The sequence below is a fragment of the Aromatoleum toluclasticum ATCC 700605 genome (assembly GCF_000378245.1).
Taxonomy (GTDB): domain Bacteria; phylum Pseudomonadota; class Gammaproteobacteria; order Burkholderiales; family Rhodocyclaceae; genus Aromatoleum; species Aromatoleum toluclasticum.
Genome location: NZ_KB899496.1, coordinates 192,326 through 209,819, shown reverse-complemented (window position 1 = coordinate 209,819; position 17,494 = coordinate 192,326). Strand labels below are relative to the sequence as shown.

The window sequence follows — 17,494 nt, the reverse complement described above, 5'->3', positions numbered from 1 at the left end:
TGGGTTCAGATCGTGGACGACGACATTGTGCCATCGTCGCTTTGCGGCGGTCGCGGTAGCACTGCATCCTCGAGTTCGGCAATGAAATAGCGCTCGAGTTCGGACATGAACGGCTGCACGCTGGTGGGCGGATCGAAGCGCCGTCCGAGCCGCACACGATACACGACAGGCATTTCAGGCTTGCGGAACAGGGACCAGCCCTTGCACAGGTAGGGCGAATCCGTCTCGATGAAGATCGTCTGCACGGGCACCCTGGCGCGCCGGGAAATCAGCCCGATTCTGCCCATCAGCGGGTTGACGGGCATGCGCGTCGTGCGCGTGCCCTCCGGAAATACCAGCAGGAAGCTGCCCGCGGAGAGGTTGCTGGTCGCACAGCCCACCATGCGCAGCGGCGAATCGTTGCGGATGTATCGGGCGAGCCGTGCGCCGGCTCCGAGGAAGATGTTGTCCATGAGCCCCGCCTTCATGATGCAGGCGACGTCGGGCAGGCGCGAAATCACCATCACCGCATCGAGCAGGCTCGGGTGGTTCGGCGCAAGGATCAGCGGCCCCTGCCCGCGCAGCTTGTCCAGGGCGGACAGGTCGAAACGGCACGCGCCGATGAGCGTCAGGAAATGGATGTAGGTATTGAACCCCTGGTTGACGACGAAACGCCCCACCCGCCGCCCGACACGCGCGGGCAGCAGCGGATACAGCACCATTGCGATGGGCGTCCACAGCAGGCAGATCGCGCCGAGGTAGCCCAGCCCGAGGTAGAGCAGCACGTATTCGTGCAGGCGCCGCAGCAGGCCGGGGCGCGTCGGCCCGTCCCGTGTCGGCCCGCCCTGCATCGACCAGCCTCTACTCATCGGCCTCGACCCGACGCGAGGATTCGCCCAGCACCCAGGTCACGGCGAAACCCGCGGCCACGTAATCCTTGCGCTTCACCAGCGGGCTGTCCTCGAACACCGCACCGGCAAGGCTGTCGTAGCGCACGAAGCCGCCGACCCACCACCCCGGATAGCGCTTCCACAGCGCTGCCAGCACCTGCGTTCCGCCGTAGCCGCCACGGGCGTCGTAGGCAGGGCGCTGTGGCGCCGCCTCGTTCGCTTCGACCGCATAGAAATAGCGGTGTTGCCGTCGGTCGCCGAACACCGGCCCCGCGACGAGGCCGAGCGTCCAGCCGTTCACCCCGGCCGGATCGCGCCAGTCGAGGTTGAGCTGCGGCGTGAACTGCCAGCCCGTCGACTCGGGACTGCCTTCCACCGTGAAGCCCGCGCGCAGCGGCAGCCGCGTACGCAGTCGCCAGCGCTCGTCCGCCGAACGCCACAGGCGCACATCGAGCGAAGGACCGATCTCGACCGTCGGCTTCAGGTCGGGCATGCCCTCGCGCGCCTTCACCCGATCGCTGCTAACCGGCGGAGACGCACCGAGACTGAGGCTCAGTTCGACGCGGTCGCTGTCGAAGAAGGTACCGCGGATCCCCTGTCGATCCGCCTTCAGGAACTCCCCGCGATAAACGACATAGGGCACCGGGAGCACGAACACCCGGTCCTCGTCCGAACCGCGGTAGGCGGGAAACTGCAGCACGGTGAGACCCGCGCCGAGTTCCCACAACGGCCTCTCCGCCGCGGGCGCGGCGAGCGGCAGAAACGCGGACGCCAGCATTGCCGCGAGCACTGCGCGCCGCAGGATCCTGTTCCCCGCCCCCGCATCTGCCGCGCTCATCGGCCATCCTCCATCGCCTGCCTGCCAGAAGCTTCGATCTCCACCAGCAGGTCGCCGCGGCACACGTCGGCCTGCACGAACACCGCCGGCACGTCATCGCCGACATGCTCGCGGAAGCAGGCCCGCACGGCACCCAGATCGTCCGCATGGCGCACGTAAACCTTGTAGGCGAGATCGCGCAGTGCGAACGACACGCCCGGCGGCGCCACCCGCCGCGCCTCGTCCAACACGGCTGCGATATTGCGGAAGGATTCCGCGGTCTGCGCAACGACGTCGCCCCGATGCAGCGTCTCGTGCCCGACGATGCTTGCCGTACCCGACACGAACAACACCGGCGGCACCAGCGACAAGGCCAGGCTCGCGCGTGCGAAGGTCGGACTGCGCGGACCGTACTGTTCGGGGTAATGATACGCGCAGACTTGGCGCGGATTCTCGATAGCCCGCGGCGCTTCGCGCAGCGCGATGAAATACAGCGTGAACGGCCCGTGCGCCGAACCGAGGGCGCACGCGGCCGGCACACCACCGCTCGTACAGCGGCCGCCCGCGCCAAACGCCTCCTGACGCCCGGCATTGAACTGCCAGTAGCGCTCGCTGCCGTCGGCCACGGCGTTGATCGCGGGGAAGTAATTCCAGGCGCGGAAGAGCGCCGGATAGCCCGCCTCGTCGAGCAGCGCGAACACCTCCCGGTAAGCGGCCACGGTCGCGCGATGCAGCGCCGACACCCCATCCGCCTCCGCAGGCATGGCGTCTTCGTCAAGTTCGATGGCCCCGAACAGCATCGTCTCGGTGCAGCGATAGCGGATCCGGCCGCGCGCGCCCGTCGTCACCGGCCGACCGGCGCGCCACACCTCGCACACGGACTGCGGACCGGCGAGCACGGGCGTTGCAACGCGGGCGAGCGGAACGCTAGGCGGCACGAAGCCCGCGTCCTCGCCACCGAGGATCGCGACACCAAGCACCTCATCCCACCACTGTTCCGGGTACTCCCGGACGGATGTTGCAGGCATGTATGCAAGGGACAGACCGCGAACCAGACTCATCAGCACATCAAGCTATCCTGCAACCGGGCAAAGGATCCCCGCTATGAACGACAGGAGTCGGAAGCCCCGTGCGAACCGATGCTCGCCCTGCCCACGGGGCATGAGAGCGGCGCAACCGGCGAACAAGATTTTCCTGCACGGGAAAGGCAAGGATTCCGGGATATTCCGCAATCTCGCCATTCTGCACGTTTTTCATTACAAAACATGCAGTTACAAAGCCATCGAAAGATGACGAGGGGCGCATCTTCACACACCGTCCGACAAGTTGCAAGGCAGCGCCGAACCGTCCCGCCGCGGCCTTCCGCCCCGCGCGACGGAACGTCCCTCCCCGCCCCGGACCCCAATCTCGCGTGCGACTGTTCCCGATGCCGAAAATGATTGTCGCGCAATCGTGTGATTTTCAACTTGTGCCGGCGTTGCTAAAGTCTTGCCATCGGTCATTGTGCCGCTCATGCCAATCGGATCGAGCGGCAACGCACATGGAGGAGTTCGCGCATGAAAACCCTGTTCGACGCCGTTCGCATCGGCGACATCGCCCTGTCCAACCGCATCGTGATGGCCCCGCTGACGCGCAACCGCGCCCTTCCCGGCAACGTGCCCGGGCCGCTCACCGTCGAGTATTACCGTCAGCGCGCCAGCGCCGGCCTCATCATCACCGAGGCCAGCCCGATCAATCCGATGGCCCACGGCTATCTCGACACCCCGGGCATCCACAGCGCGGAGCAGGTGGCCGGGTGGCGCAAGGTCACCGACGCGGTGCATGCCGCGGGCGGACGCATCGTGATCCAGCTGTGGCACGTCGGCCGCATCTCCCACACCTCGCTGCTGCCGGACGGCGCCGCGCCGGTGTCGTGTACGGACCGTCCCGCCACGGGCGCCAAGACCTTCACCCGCGACGGCTTCGTGCCCGTATCGACGCCGCGCGCCCTGCGCGACGACGAGCTTCCGGCCATCGTCGCCGACTATCGGCGCGCCGCCCGGCTGGCGATGGACGCCGGCTTCGACGGCGTCGAAGTCCATGGTGCCAACAACTACCTGCTCGAACAGTTCCTGCGCGACAGCGTGAACGACCGCAGCGGCCCCTACGGCGGCAGCATCGAGAATCGCGCGCGCCTCCTGCTGGAAGTGATGAGCGCGGTGTGCGACGAGATCGGCGCCGCCCGCACCGGCATCCGTCTCAGCCCCCTGACCAGCGGCAACGGCACGCCGCGCGACAGCGATCCGCAGGCGCTCTACAACCATGTCGTCGAACATCTGGCACCGCTGGGTCTCGCCTACATCCACGTCATCGAAGGCGAAACCGGCGGCAAGCGTGAACCCGCGGACCTCCCCCGGCCCTTCGATTTTGCCGCCCTGCGCAGCCGCTTCCCCGGCGCCTGGATGGTGAACAACGGCTACACACGCGAACTCGCGATGCAGACCGTCGCCAATGGCAAGGCCGAGCTGATCGCGTTCGGGAAGGCCTTCATCGGCAACCCCGATCTCGTGCGCCGCCTGCGCGAAGACGCCCCGCTCACCGCCCCGCGCATCGACCGTTTCTACGGCGGAGGCGCCGAGGGCTATACGGACTATCCGACACTGGACAGCGCGGCCGTCGCCTGACGCTCAGAAGCGCTCCACCCACGGACGCAGGTCCAACTCCTGCGTCCAGGCGCTGCGCGGTTGCCGGTACAACTGAAAATAGGCCTCGGCGATTGCGTCCGGGTCGAGCAGCGCGTCGCCGTCGTTCACGTCGGTATGCTCGACGACGCTCGATGGCCGGATCCGACCGTCGATCACCACGTGCGCGACGTGGATGCCCTTGGGCTGCAGCTCGCGCGCCATGCTTTGCGCCAAGGCTCGCAGTCCGAACTTGCCGACCGCGAGGTTATGGAAGCCGGCGCTCCCGCGCAGGCTGGCGGTGGCTCCGGTGAACAGGATCGTCCCGCCGGGGCCGCCCTGCCCGACGCGCTCGAGCATCGCCCGCGCCGCCTCGCGCCCGATCAGGAACCCGCCCAGGCAGCCCACGCGCCAGCAGCGTTCGAACTCTTCCGCGCTGGTCTCGACGATGCCGCGCGCGACGAAGGCGCCCGCGTTGTACACCACGACATCCGGACAACCGTAGTCGCTGCGCACCGCCCGGAACAGCGCCTGGACATCCTCCTCGCGCCCGGCGTCGCAGCGGTAGGCATGGGCGCCGCGGCCGATGCCGGCACATTCGATGCCCAGGTTCTCCAGCCGGTCCAGGTTGCGCGCTGCGAGCGCAACATTCATTTCTGCCGCGCCGAAACGGCGCGCGAGCGAACGTCCCAGTCCCGGCCCCGCGCCGACGATCAGTGCAAGTTTCCGCTGTTCCATGACTACCTCCTCGAACTGGCGTCCGTCCGCCGTGCATGGGCACGGTCGTTGGTGACTTCACTTTAGATCACGCCCGGCGCTCACGCCTCGCGACGGCGGCGTCGACGCCGTTTCCCGCAGGCAACGACAGCCGTTGGCGAGCGGCCCGCTCCGGGGGTATCCTCATCGGATGGAGCTCTCAGGATCCTCCATACCATGGCAAATGCGTAGCAAGGGCGAGGCGCGATGACAGACGACCTGACCGACGAAAGCTGGCGACAGAATCTCGAAGGACGTTTCGATGAACGTCTTGGCCCCGTACGCACTCAGGACTGGTGGACCGGCCTGCCGCCCCGGCGCTGCCCGGGCTGGACGGCTGACGCCATGCTCACCTCGCTGCCGCTTCCGAACCTCGCGACCTGCACGCGCGATGAAGTCCGCGCCTATTTCGACAACGGCTGGACACTCACCGAACTGCTGTTCTCCGGGCTGATCGGCGAAGAGGCCTTCTACCGCCCCCCGTACCACCATCTGCGGCATCCGATGGTGTTCTACTACTGCCACCCGCCGGCGCTCTACGTTAACAAGCTGCGCGTGGCCGGACTGATTCCCGCCCCGCTCAATCCCTGGTTCGAGCGCATCTTCGAAACCGGCGTCGACGAGATGCGCTGGGACGACATGTCGAAGAACGCGATGCGCTGGCCCGCGTTCGACGAAGCCTACGGTTACCGCAAAGCCGTGTACGAGCTGGTTCGCAACGTCATCGACAATCACCCGGGCCTCGCCGAGGGCCACCCGCCGATCACGCAGAACGATCCGCTATGGGCGCTGTTCATGGGCTTCGAGCACGAGCGCATCCACCTCGAAACCTCATCCGTGCTGATCCACGAGCTGCCGCTGCGGCTGGTACGCCGGCCTGAGGGATGGGCGCCGCTGCATCCGTCCACGGCGGCCCCTGCCGCCTACCCGCCGGTTCCCGGCCGCGACTACCCCGAACTGGCGCTCCTGCCCCTCGGTGCCGCACGGCTGCTGCTCGGCAAACCCGCCGACTGGCCCTCCTATGGCTGGGACAACGAATACGGCCGCCGCGGCGTCGACGTGCAGCCCTTCCGCGCCGGCCGCTGCCTCGTGAGCAACGGCGAGTTCTGGCAGTTCGTCGCCGACGGCGGTTACCGCGAGCGCGAATGGTGGTCGGACACGGGCTGGTCCTGGCGCACCTACCGCAACATCAAGTGGCCCACGTTCTGGGTGCCCGACGGACCCGCCGGCTCGCACCGCTTCCGCCTGCGCACGCTGTTCGAGGAAGTCGACATGCGCTGGGACTGGCCTGCCGAGGTCAATTGGCACGAGGCGAGCGCCTATTGCGCGTGGCTGGGCGCCCGCCTGGGCCAACCCTGCCGCCTGCCGAGCGAAGCGGAACATAATGCCCTGCGCGACCCGGTCGACACCGTCGCCGACGATCCGGTCATGACTGCGAGCGGTGCGACCCTGATGCACGAGCACGGCCTCAACCTCAACCTCGGCTGCGGCTCTTCCTCCCCCGTCACGAACAGCAAGCCGACCGCGAAGGGCTTCCACGACGTCTTCGGCAACCTGTGGCAATGGCTGGGCGACCCGTTCAACCCGCTGCCCGGCGCGCAGGTCCACCCCTACTACGACGATTTCAGCAGCCCGTGTTACGACGGCGAGCACCAGATGATCCTCGGCGGCTCGTGGATCTCGACCGGCGACGAGGCCAGCGTGTGGTCGCGCTTCCATTTCCGCCCGCACTTCTTCCAGCATGCCGGATTCCGCGTCGTGCAGGCTGCCCACGACGGCGGCGCGGTGCGTCCGGACGCCGCCGGAGCGCCGGGGCGGGCCTACGAGAGCGCCGAAGTCACCAACGAATACCTGCTGCTGCACTACGGCAGCCCGCAGGAGCAGATGCCGCATGAGTCGGGGCCGCGCGACGCCTGCCAGTTCCCGTTGCGCTCTGCGCGCTGGCTCATGGACGGGGCTCGCGAACTCGGCATCGGCGGCGGCCGGGCACTCGATGTTGGCTGCGCCGTCGGCGGCGCGAGCTTCGAGCTCGCACGCATGTACGACGAGGTGCTCGGCATAGACTTGAGCCGCTCCTTCATCGATGCGGCCGGCACCTTGCGCGAAAAAGGCGCCCTCGAATACTCCTGCCGCGACGAAGGCGAACTCGGCCACGCTTTGCAAGCGCGCGTCGATCCCGCCATCGACCGCAGCCGCGTCGCCTTCCGTCAGGCCGACGCCTGCTCGCTGCCCGCCGAACTGATGGACTACGATGCGGTGCTGCTCGCCAACCTGCTGTGCCGCCTCCCCAGCCCGAAGTCGCTGCTCGGGCGGCTCGGTGGGCCACGCGGACTGGTGCGCACGGGCGGCGTCGTCGCCATCCTGTCGCCCTATACCTGGCTCGAACAGTTCACGCCGCGCGGCGCTTGGCTGGGCGGCTACATGGACGGCGAACGCGCCGTGCGCAGCGCCGACGCGCTCAAGGCCCTGCTCGACGCAGACGGCTTCGAGCTGCGCCGCGAAGCGGAAATACCCCTCGTGATCCGCGAGCACGCGCGCAAGTACCAGTACATCGTGACGCACGCGATGCTGTGGCAGCGCGTGCGCTGACCTCCACCGAGCAATCCCTACCTCCCAGACCATGAGCTTCCGATACCTGCAGAGCCTCTTCAACCCGCAGTCGATCGCCGTGATCGGCGCCAGCGCCCGGCCCCGCCGTATCGGCAGCGTCGTCATGCGCAACCTGCTGGCCGGCGGATTCGGCGGTGCGATCATGCCGGTCAACCCCAAGCGCGACGCTGTCGCCGGGGTGCTGACCTACCCGAACGTCGCAGCCCTGCCGCGCACGCCGGATCTCGCCATCATCTGCACCCCGCCATCCGCCATTCCCGGCATCCTCGATCAGCTCGGCGAACGCGGCACGCGCGCGGCGATGGTCATGGCGAGCCAGCTCGGCACCACGCTGGGGACGGACGGGCGGCCGCTGGACGTGACCATCCTTGAGATCGCCCGCCGGCACGGTATCCGCATCCTCGGGGGCAGCACGCTCGGCGTGATGGTGCCGCAGGCGGGCCTGAACGCGACCTTCTCGCAGGTCGGCGGGCTGTCGGGCAACATCGGCTTCGTCTCGCAGTCCGACGCCGTCGGCACGATGGTGCTCGACTGGGCCCAGCCGCGGAAGATCGGCTTCTCGCACTTCGTTTCGCTCGGCGAGGCCCTCGACATCGGTTTCGGCGAAGTGCTCGATTTCCTCGGCAGCGATCCCGGCACGCGCGCCATCCTGATGTACATCGAATCGATCCGTGAACGCCGCAGCTTCATGGCGGCCGCACGTGCGGCGGCGCGCAACAAGCCGGTGGTGGCGATCAAGGCCGGACGAGCGCAGCGCATCGCGCCGGGAACCGGCGATCCGCTCTTCCTCGACAGCCCGGGCCTGATCGGCAGCGACGACGTCGCCGACGCGGTGCTGCGCCGCGCCGGCATCCTGCGCGTGGACCACCTCAACGAGCTGTTCGGCGCCGTCGAGACCGTCGTGCGCTCGCGCCCGATCCACGGCGACCGTCTCATCGTGGTCAGCAATGGCGGCGGCGCCGGCATCATGGCCGAGGACAGCCTGCATCTGGGCGGCTATGCGCTGCCCGACCTTTATCCCAACACGCTCACACGCCTGCGCCGCCTGCTGCCGCCCGACTGGAACGGCCGCAACCCCATCGCCATCCGCGTCGATGCGCCGCCCAAACGCTACGAGGACGTGCTGAAGATCCTGTGTGAGGAACAGGACGGCGACGCGATCCTGGTGATCCACACGCCCAACGCGCTCACGCCCAGCATGGAGATCGCCGAATCGGTGATCAAGACGATCCGCAGCGTCGGCGGCAACCTCCTGACGTGCTGGATCGGCGACGAGACCTCCGCAGGCGAACGCAAGCTGTTTGCCGATTCCGGCATCGCCACCTTCGATACGCCGGAAAACGCCACGCGCGCCTTCCTCCACATGGTCAATCACCGGCACACGCGCGAAGTGCTGATGCAGGCGCCGCCCTCCACCTCGGAGAACTTCCGTCCCGACGTCGAAGGCGCACGCACCGTGGTGCGCAAGGCCATCGCCGAAGGGCGTACGCACCTGACCGAACCCGAAGCCAAGCACATCCTGGCGGCTTACGAGATCCCGGTCGTCCAGACCCATCTGGCGGCGACGCCGCAGGACGTCTCCGCGATCGCCACCGAACTCGGCACGCCCGTCTCCGTCACGGTCATGTCCCGCGACATCCGCCGCAAGTGGGAAGTCGGCGGCGTCGCGCTCGATCTCGAAACCCCGGAAGCCGCCGAGTCGGCCGCCCAGGCCATGCTCGTGCGCGTCGCGGCCTCGCGGCCGGACGTGCGGATCAGCGGCTTCGCCGTGCAGGCCATGGAAACCCGCACCCATACGCGGCAACTGATCGTCGGCGTCGTCACCGATCCGCTGTTCGGACCGATGATCGTTTTCGGCGAAGGCGGACGGGGCCTGGAAGTGTACCGCAACCTCGCCATAGGACTGCCACCGCTCAACCTGCCGCTCGCGCACGATCTCATCAACCGCTGCCGCGCCGCGGGCTTGCTCGACGCCTACCACAATCACCCGGCCGCCAATCGCGACGGCATCGCCCAGATGCTGACGCGGATTTCGCAGCTGGTCGTCGACATCCCCGAGATCGAGGAGCTCGACATCAACCCGATGTTTGTCGACGCGCAGGGGATTCTTGCAGTCGATGCGCACATCCAGCTGTCGATGGCCCCGCCGAATCCCCAGCGGCTATCGATCCGCCCCTACCCCGAAAACCTTGCGGAACCGGCCAAGCTGCGCGACGGGCGCGAGATCGTCCTGCGCCCCATCCGCCCGGAAGACGAAGCCACGCATTACGAATTCCTCTCGCGCGTGACGCCGGAAGACATCCTGTTCCGTTTCTTCCACTACGTCGGAACCCTGCCGCGCAGCGAGATGGCGCGCCTGACGCAGATCGACTACGACCGCGAAATGGCCTTCATCGCCAGCGGCCGCGACAGTTCCGGCCGTCCGGAGACGCTGGGCGTGGTGCGTGCCGTGGCCGACCCGGACAATCACACGGCCGAATTCTCCATCCTCGTGCGCTCGGACATGAAGGGCCACGGAATCGGCTCGACGCTGCTGAAGAAGGTGATCCGCTACGCCCGCGAACGCGGCCTGCAGGTACTCGCCGGTGAAGTCATGGCCGAAAACGAACCGATGCTGAAGCTGTTGAGGGTCTTCGGCTTCAAGATCAAGGCATCGGAGGAACCCGGAATCCTCGCCGTGCTGTTGACGCTGCAGGAGCAGCCCGTCAAGACGTAAGCGTCGAGAGCGCCCGCAGCCACTTTCCGAAATCATCGGCGGGCATGGGCCGCGTGAACAGGTAACCCTGCCCCTCGTCGCATCCTTCGTCGCGCAGGAAGCAGCGTTGTGCCTCCGTCTCGATACCCTCGGCGATGACCTTGAAACCCGGGCTGTGGCCCGGCGCGATCTCGAACGCCGACGGCGGCAGGCACTCGAGGCCGGCCTGCGTGCGCTTGATCGATTCGGCTGAATACTGTATATAGTTTCAGTACCGAAGGATCACGCCATGCCTGCCCGATTCATTTGCCCCCACTGCCACGCCTCCCTTAATCCGCACGCGATGGAGCGCGCTTACAGCGATCTCGCGGAATACCGCATCTGTCCGGCCTGCGACGAAGCGGTGTTCTTCGCGCTGCGCGACATGCCCTGCATTCCCCCATGGCTGCAGCGCACCTCCCCGGCCGATGGTGACGTCGAGGGCGCTCGCGCCCGGCCAGTCCCGTCCGGAACCGGTGTTCTGCCGGAGTGCCGATGAAGGCGGCGAATGCGACGGAGGTCGCGGAACTTCCCGCCTATCTGGATCACCTCAACGAGGCCCAGCGTGCGGCCGTCCTGTTCGGCACGCAGCCCGATTCGCCCGAGCACGATCACCCGCTTCTGGTGATCGCGGGGGCAGGTTCCGGCAAGACCAGCACGCTCGCGCACCGCGTCGCGCACCTGTTGGCCAGCGGCACTGATCCCGGCCGCATCCTGTTGCTGACCTTTTCGCGTCGTGCGGCCGAGGAGATGAACCGCCGCGTGTCGCGCATCGTCGCGCAGTTGGCCAAATCCCGTCCGCGGCTCGCCGGTGCGTCCCTCGAATGGTCCGGGACCTTCCACGGCATCGGCGCCCGCCTGCTGCGCGAGTTCGCCGGACGCATCGGACTGGAGCCGGGCTTCACGATCCACGACCGCGAGGACTCCGGCGACCTGATCAACCTCGTGCGACACGAACTGGGACTCTCCGCGAAATCGAAGCGCTTCCCGATGAAGGGGACCTGCCTCGCGATCTACTCGTCCGCGGTCAATACCCAGGCGCCGCTTGGCGAGGTGCTGCAGCAGTCGTTCCCGTGGTGCAGCGAATGGGAGGCCGACCTCAAGCGCCTTTTTCTCGCCTACGTCGAGGCCAAGCAGGCGCAACAGGTCCTCGACTACGACGACCTCCTGCTCTACTGGGCGCAGATGATCACCGACGCCGATCTCGCCGCGGAGATTGGCGCGCGCTTCTCCCACGTGCTCGTGGACGAGTACCAGGACACCAACCGGCTGCAGGCCGCCATCCTGCTCGCAATGAAGCCCGACGGACGCGGCCTCACGGTCGTCGGCGACGACGCGCAGGCCATCTACGCCTTCCGCGGCGCCACGGTACGGAACATCCTCGATTTCCCCGCTCATTTCGACCCGCCGGCGCACCAGATCACGCTCGACCGCAACTACCGCTCGACGCAGTCCATCCTCGGTGCGGCGAACGCAGTCATCGCGCTCGCAAGCGAGCGCTTCACCAAGGACTTGTGGACCGAACGCACCGGGGCGCAGAAGCCGCGTCTGATCTCGGTGCGTGACGACGCGGATCAGGCCGCCTGCGTTGTCGAATCCGTGCTCGCACGGCGCGAGGAAGGCATGCGCCTCAAGTCGCAGGCCGTGCTGTTCCGCGCGTCGCATCACAGCGCCCGCCTCGAGGTCGAGCTCACCCGCCGCAACATTCCCTTCGTGAAGTTCGGCGGGCTCAAGTTTCTCGAGGCGGCCCACGTCAAGGACGTTTTGGCCGTGCTGCGCTGGGCCATCAACCCGCGCGACCGCGTATCCGGCTTCCGCGCCATCCAGCTTCACACCGGCATCGGCCCGAAGACGGCTGGCCGGGTGCTCGACAACATCGCCAATGCCGCACCCGGCTGCCTCCTGCTCGCCGAGCAACCCGTCCCGGACGCGGCGCGCGGCGCGTGGACCGCATTCGCAGGGCTGCTGGAATCGGTCGCCGCCTCCACCTGGCCTGCGAGCCTCGAACCGATCTGCCAATGGTATTCGGGCGAAATGGCACGCCTGTACGACGATGCCGCCATCCGCACCGGCGACATCGAACAGCTCGCGCGGATCGCCGCGACCTACCCGAACCTCGAACGCTTCCTCACCGAACTCACGCTCGACCCGCCCAGTGCGACGAGCGACGAAGCGGGCATTCCGCTGCTCGACGAGGATTACCTGATCCTGTCGACGATCCACTCGGCGAAGGGTCAGGAATGGTCCGCCGTGGCGTTGCTGAATGCCGTCGACGGCTGCCTGCCCTCCGACCTCGCAACCGGCAGCAGCAGCGAGATCGAGGAAGAGCGCCGCCTGCTGTACGTCGCGATGACCCGCGCGAAGGACGCGCTCGACCTGATCGTGCCGCAACGCTTCCACGTGTCGCAGCAGACCGGGCACGGAGACCGCCACGTGTACGCGAGCCGCACACGTTTCATCCCGAACCGGATTCTCGGGAGCTTCGAGCAAGCCTCCTGGCCGCCGCCCGCCGTCACCCCACGCCCGACGGCGGAATCCCGTCGCATCGCATTCGACCTCGCGGAAAAGATGCGTGCGATGTGGAAATGAGGCGAGTTGTCCCCAGTGGCTGTGGATAAACCTGTGAGCCACCGCTGGATGACGCGCCCAAGTCCTTCGCGCCATTGGAGATTCGACCCGTGCTGCATGGATAGGCAGTCGCCGCAGCGTATCGGGGACATACCGCGTATCCTCGCCCCGCTTACAGGCCGGCTGCCGAATGCGCTACCCTCATGGTTTGCCTGCGCATACCTGCTTCCCTCACAGGACTGCGCCTCCTTTCCATGCTCCACGGGGACCTGACATGAACACCGAGAAGACCCGATATCAACCCGGAATCATGCAGGGCGTGCCTGCACTTGCGCGCCACCTGTTCTTCGCCCTCGACTCGATCACCGAACTGCCCGACGCGCTGAGGCGGGTCTCCCCCCTCGCCGACGGCGACGCGACCATAGTCGGCCTCGGTGATGCGCTCGTTCGCGCCGCGGGAGGCCGTATTGACGGCCTTCGGCCCTTCCCGACCCTCAGCGGCAGCCCGGTCGATATTCCCTCGACCCAGCATGGCCTGTGGTGCTGGCTGCGCGGCGACGATCGCGGCGAACTGTTGCACCGCAGCCGCCGCATCGAGGCGGCCCTGGCGCCGGCCCTGCGCCTCGTGCAGGCGACGGAAGCCTTCCGCTACGGCAAGGGGCTCGATCTCACGGGCTATGAGGATGGCACCGAAAACCCCGAGGGCGACGACGCGCTCGCCGTGGCCTTTGCCTCGACCGGCGCCGAACCCTTGCAGGGCGGAAGCTTCGCCGCTGTCCAGCACTGGCAGCACGATCTCGACCACTTCGAACGTCTGCCGGGGAACGAGCAGGATCACATCATCGGCCGACGCAAGAGCAACAATGAGGAACTGGAGGATGCGCCGGAATCCGCCCACGTGAAGCGCACCGCGCAGGAGAGCTTCGATCCGGAAGCCTTCGTGCTGCGGCGCTCGATGCCGTGGTCCGACGGTACGCAGGCCGGACTCGTGTTCCTGGCCTTCGGGCATTCCTTCGACGCGTTCGAAGCGCAACTGCGCCGCATGGCGGGGCTGGACGACGGCATCGTCGATGCGCTGTTCCGCTTCAGCCGGCCAGTGACGGGCGGGTATTACTGGTGTCCGCCGATGCGCGACGGCCGCATCGACCTCCGCATCCCGGGCCGCTGATCACCGTAGGCGATCCGGCCCCTCGATCGGGCTATCAACCCGGCAACGAAATACCGTTCGGGCTGAGCCTGTCGAAGCCCTGCCAATACCCTTCGACAAGCTCAGGGCGGACGGAGGAAGTCGGTCGATTGCCGCCTTGATCTAATCGGTCGCCGACGCCGCTCCGAGCACGTGCAGCGCCGCAGCGATTTCCGCGGCGCTGCCGGGGCGGACGATGCGCGCGACTTCGACGCCGTCGCGCAGGAACACCAGCGTCGGCCACAGCTTCACGCGGAACGAGCGCCCCAGCGGCCGGCCGGGGCCGTCCTCGATCTTCAGGTGACGGACCTGCGGAAAGGCCGCGAAGGCTTCCGCGATCAGCGGTTGCGCACCACGGCAGAAACCGCACCATCCCGTGCCGAATTCCAGCACCGTCGCGTCCCTCAACGCATCGATCTCCCTGCGGTCCGGCGCTTCCGTCGAATACTCGGCGTTCAATCCCATCCACGGCTCCAATAAGCGTAGGCCCCGGCGCTCCGCTCACGCCGGACGCCAGCGGCCGAAAGACATCGCCTTCCTGAGCCGCGCCGTCGCGAGCGCGATGGCCGCGTCGCGCGGCATGATCGACTGCGCCGCCGCAGCCTCGATCACGGCACGGGTATTATCGCGCACCTTCTCCGCGATCGTCGCCACCGCAGTGGCCTGATTCCCGCCTGCATATTCCACGGCGCCGCAGATCACTCCGCCGGCGTTCGCGATGAAGTCCGGCACGCACAGCACGCCTTTGCGGTGCAGGTATTCCTCGGCCGCGCGCGTGAAGGGAATGTTGGCCCCCTGCAGCACGAGCCGCGTGCGCAAGCGCCTGACGTTGTCCTCATGCACCACGTCGGGCCGCGCTGCGGGAATCCAGATGTCGCATTCGACGTCGATCACGGCGTCGGGGCCGCCCTTCTGTCCGCCCGGATAGTCCAGGACGGAGCGGCCTTCCGACTTGAGCACGTCCAGCACGGCAAGGTCTATTCCATGCTGGTCCCATAGCGTCCCGCTCGAGTCGGCGGCGCCGACGATGACGACCCCCTTCTGCGCGAGGAAATGGGCGGAGTGCCGGCCGACCGCGCCGTAGCCCTGGATCACGACGCGCGCGCCCGCCAGCTCGAAGCCGCATGCAGCGGCTGCCACTTCGGCCGCGTGTGCGACGCCCCGGCCCGTCGCCCCGATCTGATCGAGCGGGATGCCGCCGAGCTCACGCGGCAAGCCCACGGCGCGGCCGATCTCGTCATGGACCCAGGCCATGCAGCTTTCGTCGGTGCCCATGTCGGGACCGAAGATGTAGTCGCGAATGTCGCGCAGCGCACAAGCGAGCCCGCGAACGAGGCGTTCCTTGTCGGGGCGCGGCATCCTCGGGTCGCCGTAGAGCACGACTTTGCCGCCGCCGTGGCGCAGGCCCGCCGCGGCGTTCTTGTAGCTCATCGCTCGCGCAAGCCGGAAGCATTCCTCCGTGCTGACGTCCGGCGCCATGCGCACGCCGCCGATCGCGGGCCCGATGGCAACGTTGTCGACCACCAGCACGGCCTTCAGGCCGATGCCTGGTTCATGGACATGGATGATCTTCGCCGGGCCGAGATCGTCGGCAAAATCGAATGCGTCGCTCATCGCCCCACCCTCCGATGCCGGGCGAGAGCAGGCGATCAGGTATGGAAGCGGCCCACCGCCCCCTGCAGTTCCCCTGCCAGCTCGCCCATGTTGCGGGCTGCCGCAGCCGTCTGCCCGGCGGCCTCGCTGTTGCCCTGCGCCATCTGCTTGATCCTCTCGATGCCGGAGAAGACGTCGGCGCTCACCCGTTCCTGTTCTTGCGTGGCCGCGGCGATGCTGTCCAGGCCGCGTCCGACTGCGACCACGGATTCGCTGGCTGCGGCGAGCACCCCATTCACCGTCATCATAGACTCGCGGCTGGTGGCGATGTGTGTCATCGCGTCGGAAATCGAGCGCGTGACCTGCTCGGACTGCTTGCCGAGCGTGTGCGTGATGGCGTCGATCTCGTTGGCCGAGGAGGCGGACTTCTCGGCGAGCTTGCGCACCTCGTCGGCGACCACGGCAAAACCGCGGCCCTGCTCGCCCGCCCGCGCGGCCTCGATGGCCGCGTTGAGCGCAAGCAGGTTGGTCTGTTCGGCCAGCTCCTTGACCTCGCTGGTGATGTGGGTGATCGCCGTCGTGCTCGACACGAATTCGCCGACCGAATCCGCGATGCCGCGCACCGTGGTCTCGACCATCCCGACACGTTCGTCCAAGGTCGTGAGGCTGGCGTTACCCTCGTCGGAGCGGCGCAGGCTCTCCCGCGACAGTTGGCGCACTTCCTCGGCGCTGCGCGCGACCGTGGCGATGCTTGCGACCATCTGCTCGACGGCCTGGGCCGTAGTCGCGGACGTCGCGCTCTGCCCCTGCGACGACGCGACCACCTGGTCGGCGCGCACGACGAGTTCGGCCGCGGCGCTCGACACCTGCGCAGCCGACTCGCCGACGTGGCGCACCAGTCCCGCGATCTTCGCCATCATTTCGTTGAACACCGCCGACGCAACGCCGATCTCGTCGCTGCCGCGCACTTCCAGGCGGCGCGTGAGATCGCCCTCGCCCGAGACGATCGCGCGCAGGCCGGCGACCATGCGTTCGAGCGGACCGGTGACTGCACCGCGGATGAACCACCAGATGAAGACCAGCAGCACGAGGCTCGCGAGCAAGGCGATGCCCAGCGATTGCATGCGCTGCTGCTTGTTTGCCGTATCCATCTTGTCGAGGGCGATCTTGATGCTGATCACGCCCAGGGTGGCGTTTTCCGCAGCGTCATGACACTCGAGGCAGTTCCTGCCGAGATACTTGCTGACGTTCTTGGCCGGGCGGACCGCCAAGAGGTAAGGCCCTTTTTCGTCCTCGCGGACCTCGACGAACTCCTTGCCGGAACTGATCACCCGGGCTTCGATTTCGTTGGGCTTCAGATCGTTGCGCGGCTTTCCCGCGTCCTTCGAGCTTTCGACGCCCTCGAGTGCCACGTCGCTGGGCACCACCCGCAGTTCGCGGATTGCCGCCAGGTGACCGATCTGGTCGAGCAGCACGTGCTTCTTGTGCATGGTCTCGGTGATCATCATTGCGGTCAGGCCGGCGAGCGCAGAGTCGTACATGCTGAGCGAGAAATCGACGGCCTGCTCGATCGCCACCTTCCGATTGTTGTGGCTGTCCCAGAATATCGTTCCGGCCCAGACGACGATCAGCAGCGTCCAGATCGACGCCGTCAGGCGAACCCAAATCTTGATATCGGAGAATCGGAACATCTTTATCTAC

General features: G+C 67.3%; 14 protein-coding genes. 6 read left to right on the top strand and 8 right to left on the bottom strand.

Going from position 1 to position 17,494, the window contains the following annotated elements; all coding sequences use genetic code 11:
• Window positions 1-5: 5 nt before the first annotated feature.
• Genes F464_RS0112215 through F464_RS28390 form a run of 3 tightly spaced genes read right to left on the bottom strand, consistent with a single transcriptional unit; the run spans window position 6 to window position 2,714 of the window.
• Window positions 6-848: a lysophospholipid acyltransferase family protein gene (locus F464_RS0112215; protein WP_232428901.1), complete on the bottom strand. Its 843-nt coding sequence runs from the start codon at window positions 846-848 to the stop codon at window positions 6-8.
• A complete protein-coding gene (locus tag F464_RS0112210; RefSeq protein ID WP_018990102.1) occupies window positions 841-1,707 on the bottom strand; it encodes a MipA/OmpV family protein in 867 nt (288 codons plus the stop codon). The genes F464_RS0112215 and F464_RS0112210 overlap by 8 nt, the downstream gene beginning before the upstream one ends.
• The gene (locus F464_RS28390; protein ID WP_232428899.1) at window positions 1,704-2,714 is read right to left on the bottom strand and encodes a chorismate transformation enzyme, FkbO/Hyg5 family; all 1,011 of its coding nucleotides are present in this window, start codon (window positions 2,712-2,714) and stop codon (window positions 1,704-1,706) included. The genes F464_RS0112210 and F464_RS28390 overlap by 4 nt, the downstream gene beginning before the upstream one ends.
• A gap of 528 nt (window positions 2,715-3,242) precedes the next feature.
• On the opposite strand from F464_RS28390, the gene F464_RS0112200 reads away from it, so the two are divergent.
• Complete coding sequence (locus tag F464_RS0112200) at window positions 3,243-4,349, top strand: alkene reductase (protein ID WP_018990100.1); 1,107 nt, start codon at window positions 3,243-3,245, stop codon at window positions 4,347-4,349.
• 3 nt (window positions 4,350-4,352) lie between these two features.
• On the opposite strand, the gene F464_RS0112195 is transcribed toward F464_RS0112200, so the two are convergent.
• Window positions 4,353-5,084, bottom strand: coding sequence for an SDR family NAD(P)-dependent oxidoreductase (locus F464_RS0112195; RefSeq protein WP_018990099.1), 732 nt, complete (start codon window positions 5,082-5,084; stop codon window positions 4,353-4,355).
• Window positions 5,085-5,309: 225 nt separating this feature from the next.
• Between F464_RS0112195 and ovoA the strand changes: the two genes are divergently transcribed.
• The gene (gene ovoA / locus F464_RS0112190) at window positions 5,310-7,691 is read left to right on the top strand and encodes a 5-histidylcysteine sulfoxide synthase (protein ID WP_018990098.1); all 2,382 of its coding nucleotides are present in this window, start codon (window positions 5,310-5,312) and stop codon (window positions 7,689-7,691) included.
• Between the two features lie 31 nt (window positions 7,692-7,722).
• Window positions 7,723-10,428, top strand: a complete 2,706-nt coding sequence (locus F464_RS0112185; protein ID WP_018990097.1) for a bifunctional acetate--CoA ligase family protein/GNAT family N-acetyltransferase — start codon at window positions 7,723-7,725, stop codon at window positions 10,426-10,428.
• Here F464_RS0112185 and F464_RS31600 read toward each other — a convergent pair.
• Window positions 10,418-10,597, bottom strand: coding sequence for an EAL domain-containing protein (locus tag F464_RS31600; RefSeq protein ID WP_269744905.1), 180 nt, complete (start codon window positions 10,595-10,597; stop codon window positions 10,418-10,420). The two genes, F464_RS0112185 and F464_RS31600, sit on opposite strands and share 11 nt — an antisense overlap.
• A gap of 99 nt (window positions 10,598-10,696) precedes the next feature.
• On the opposite strand from F464_RS31600, the gene F464_RS30920 reads away from it, so the two are divergent.
• The 3 genes from F464_RS30920 to F464_RS0112175 all read left to right on the top strand — a co-directional run bounded on the left by F464_RS30920 (window position 10,697) and on the right by F464_RS0112175 (window position 14,182).
• Window positions 10,697-10,945, top strand: coding sequence for a hypothetical protein (locus F464_RS30920; RefSeq protein ID WP_157353731.1), 249 nt, complete (start codon window positions 10,697-10,699; stop codon window positions 10,943-10,945).
• Window positions 10,942-13,035, top strand: coding sequence for an ATP-dependent helicase (locus F464_RS0112180; RefSeq protein WP_018990096.1), 2,094 nt, complete (start codon window positions 10,942-10,944; stop codon window positions 13,033-13,035). Before F464_RS30920 ends, F464_RS0112180 begins: the two co-directional genes overlap by 4 nt.
• Before the next feature lie 253 nt (window positions 13,036-13,288).
• Entirely contained in the window at window positions 13,289-14,182 is an 894-nt protein-coding gene (locus F464_RS0112175) for a Dyp-type peroxidase (RefSeq protein ID WP_040394966.1), read from the top strand.
• Between the two features lie 141 nt (window positions 14,183-14,323).
• Here F464_RS0112175 and F464_RS0112170 read toward each other — a convergent pair whose 3' ends face one another.
• From F464_RS0112170 to F464_RS0112160, 3 genes are read right to left on the bottom strand one after another with little or no spacing between them, the layout of a single operon-like run.
• Window positions 14,324-14,665: a thioredoxin family protein gene (locus F464_RS0112170; protein WP_018990094.1), complete on the bottom strand. Its 342-nt coding sequence runs from the start codon at window positions 14,663-14,665 to the stop codon at window positions 14,324-14,326.
• Window positions 14,666-14,701: 36 nt separating this feature from the next.
• Window positions 14,702-15,814 (bottom strand): Glu/Leu/Phe/Val family dehydrogenase, encoded by a 1,113-nt coding sequence (locus F464_RS0112165; protein ID WP_018990093.1) that lies wholly within the window; start codon window positions 15,812-15,814, stop codon window positions 14,702-14,704.
• Window positions 15,815-15,849: 35 nt separating this feature from the next.
• Window positions 15,850-17,484 carry a methyl-accepting chemotaxis protein gene (locus F464_RS0112160; protein ID WP_018990092.1) on the bottom strand — a complete coding sequence of 545 codons (1,635 nt, stop codon included), beginning with the start codon at window positions 17,482-17,484 and terminating at the stop codon, window positions 15,850-15,852.
• Window positions 17,485-17,494 lie beyond the last annotated feature (10 nt).

What these genes read in the sequence shown, in the direction of transcription:
- F464_RS0112195 (WP_018990099.1), bottom strand. Translation starts at nt 5,084, where the DNA reads ATGGAACAGCGGAAACTTGCACTGATCGTCGGCGCGGGGCCGGGACTG.
- F464_RS0112175 (WP_040394966.1), top strand. Translation starts at nt 13,289, where the DNA reads ATGAACACCGAGAAGACCCGATATCAACCCGGAATCATGCAGGGCGTG.
- F464_RS0112200 (WP_018990100.1), top strand. Translation starts at nt 3,243, where the DNA reads ATGAAAACCCTGTTCGACGCCGTTCGCATCGGCGACATCGCCCTGTCC.
- ovoA (WP_018990098.1), top strand. Translation starts at nt 5,310, where the DNA reads ATGACAGACGACCTGACCGACGAAAGCTGGCGACAGAATCTCGAAGGA.
- F464_RS0112215 (WP_232428901.1), bottom strand. Translation starts at nt 848, where the DNA reads ATGAGTAGAGGCTGGTCGATGCAGGGCGGGCCGACACGGGACGGGCCG.
- F464_RS0112210 (WP_018990102.1), bottom strand. Translation starts at nt 1,707, where the DNA reads ATGAGCGCGGCAGATGCGGGGGCGGGGAACAGGATCCTGCGGCGCGCA.
- F464_RS0112165 (WP_018990093.1), bottom strand. Translation starts at nt 15,814, where the DNA reads ATGAGCGACGCATTCGATTTTGCCGACGATCTCGGCCCGGCGAAGATC.
- F464_RS0112170 (WP_018990094.1), bottom strand. Translation starts at nt 14,665, where the DNA reads ATGGGATTGAACGCCGAGTATTCGACGGAAGCGCCGGACCGCAGGGAG.
- F464_RS30920 (WP_157353731.1), top strand. Translation starts at nt 10,697, where the DNA reads ATGCCTGCCCGATTCATTTGCCCCCACTGCCACGCCTCCCTTAATCCG.
- F464_RS28390 (WP_232428899.1), bottom strand. Translation starts at nt 2,714, where the DNA reads ATGCCTGCAACATCCGTCCGGGAGTACCCGGAACAGTGGTGGGATGAG.
- F464_RS0112160 (WP_018990092.1), bottom strand. Translation starts at nt 17,484, where the DNA reads ATGTTCCGATTCTCCGATATCAAGATTTGGGTTCGCCTGACGGCGTCG.
- F464_RS0112185 (WP_018990097.1), top strand. Translation starts at nt 7,723, where the DNA reads ATGAGCTTCCGATACCTGCAGAGCCTCTTCAACCCGCAGTCGATCGCC.
- F464_RS0112180 (WP_018990096.1), top strand. Translation starts at nt 10,942, where the DNA reads ATGAAGGCGGCGAATGCGACGGAGGTCGCGGAACTTCCCGCCTATCTG.